The organism is Actinosynnema sp. NPDC059335 (genome assembly GCF_042752395.1).
Taxonomy (GTDB): Bacteria; Actinomycetota; Actinomycetes; order Mycobacteriales; family Pseudonocardiaceae; genus Actinosynnema.
Genome location: NZ_JBHYXZ010000319.1, coordinates 1 through 2,148 on the forward strand (window position 1 = coordinate 1; position 2,148 = coordinate 2,148).

Genomic DNA, 2,148 nt, shown 5'->3' on the forward strand with positions numbered 1-2,148 from the left:
CTCCCCGGCAGTCCCCCGCCCGGGGGCCCCCCCCCCCGGGTTCTCCGCCCCCCCCCATTTTCGCACGTGGTCAGCCCGCGACCTCCGCGCGTTCGCGCGACCGGCGGGTGAAGTACGAGATCGGGATCACCGCCAGGGTCACGCCCAACCCGACGACGATGACCTCGACGCCCCACTGGAGACCGCCGAACACCAGCAGGACCACGTTGAACAGGAACAGGCCCACGGCCACGCCGACGAACGGCCTGCCCAGCCGGAAGCCGCCGTCGTCGTCACGCCGGTAGCGCCGCAGCGTCAGGTAGGCGAGCGGCAGCAGGACGAACACCATCAGGTAGCCGAAGGTGGCCGCGGCCACGACGCTCACCACCTGGGTGCCGAACACCACCAGCATGATGATGATCACCACCGCGTCGAACATGATCGAGCCGACCGGCGCGCCGCGCTTGTTCATCCTGCCGAAGATCTTGGGCAGGTGCCCGTCCTGCGCCATCTGGTGGATGGTGCGGGAGGAGCCGATGATGAAGATCTCGGCGCCCAGGACGAGGACGGCGGCGAGGCCGAGCCCGACGACGTGCCGGCCGGCGGGGCCGAGCGTGATGCCGCCGATCTCGGCGAAGACGGTGAAGGGGTCGCGCTGGAGCCCTTCGACGCCGACGACGCCGAACATGCTGACGGGGACGAGGGTGAAGGCGGCGATGGCGATGACGGCGGAGATCGACATGACGCGCTTCATGTGGCGTTCGGGTTGTTTGATCTCCGCGCAGACGGTGGAGGCCATCTCGGCGGCGTAGGCGGCCCAGGTGGCGATGAAGGCCCACTTGAGGACGACGCCGACGACACCCCAGGCGCCGGTGGGCGCGTCCTCGGGGAGCTGGGTGGGCAGGACGCGGGCGATGTCGAACGTCTCGGGGTGGAACACCGGGGTCAGGACCACGACGGAGACGACCGCGAGGGCGACCACGGCCAGGGCGGCGTTGACCATGGTGGACAGTCGCAGGCCGAGGGCGGTGATGAAGTACAGGGCGATGCCGATGAGGACGGCGAGCAGGATGACGTTGCCCTCGGGCCAGAACAGCGACTTCAGGTAGGTGGCGGCGAGGATGAGGTTGACCGCGATGCCGGGGGTCCAGGCGAACCAGTAGGACCACGACGACAACGCCCCCAGCGTCGGCGACCCCTTCGCGGTGGCGCGGTAGGCGAACTGCGCCGTGCCGCCCGCGCGCCCGGTGAACCGCGACGCCAGCTCGGCGATCAGCAGGCACTGCAACGCGCCCACGATCGCGGTGGTGATCCAGACCCAGACGGACGCGTTGCCGATCTCCGCGGCCATCTCGGCCATCGAGACGGAGATCATCAGGGACGCGCCGACGGCGACCAGGATCGACGTCCACCAGGACGCGGTCACGGGCAGCAGGCTGCGGCCGGGGAACACCGCCTCCTCGCCGCCGCGTTGACCGCCTCGCGGTAACGCGACGGTGGTGCTGCGGGCGGGCGAACTCTCGCGTGCTTCGGACACGGGACCTCCTCGGGTGCGGGCGCGTCGAACAGGCCGTCTGACGGCCATGAGGACCCCGGATGTCCACGGTTGCGTCGTCCACCACTGCCGAACCGGACGGCATGGGCGTCCACAGTGGCCCGGAACCCGCGACTGGTCCCGGCGGAGCGGTGAACGCAGGTCGACCGCTCGTCGCAACGCCGTGGAATGGGAACCGGCGACGGCCCGCGCGCGCAACGGATCCCGGGGGAAAGCGCTCGGATCGTTACCGGCGTTGCTCCACCGGGGTGATCGCGCTCCCGCACTCGGCCGCCTGGGTGGGGCCGGCGCCGGGGGTTGACTTGAAGTCGGGTTCAACTACGAGACTACGACCGGCAATCGACCCCGGATGACCACGAGCGAATCGAACGGGGACTCCCCGCCGCGACCGGGGAACCCGGCGGACCACAGAGGACTTCTCCGTTCGCGCCACCGGACGGACGCGATCACGCGCGCACCTCACTGGGGGAGCCGCGCTTCGTTCACAGCTTGGAGGGCTGGCTGGCCATGGCAAACCTGCTGAAGAAGGCGTACGACGCCACGTGGGGGAAGTACGTCTTCGCCGGGATGTACGACAAGTTCCTGGCGAAGGTGGAGGGGTACGGGCTGTCGGA

1 protein-coding gene is annotated in these 2,148 nt (G+C 70.0%); it reads right to left on the minus strand.

What is annotated here, in order from left to right; genetic code table 11:
* Positions 1–70 precede the first annotated feature (70 nt).
* Positions 71–1,516 (minus strand): APC family permease, encoded by a 1,446-nt coding sequence (locus ACFXGA_RS40140; protein WP_378098456.1) that lies wholly within the window; start codon positions 1,514–1,516, stop codon positions 71–73.
* Positions 1,517–2,148 lie beyond the last annotated feature (632 nt).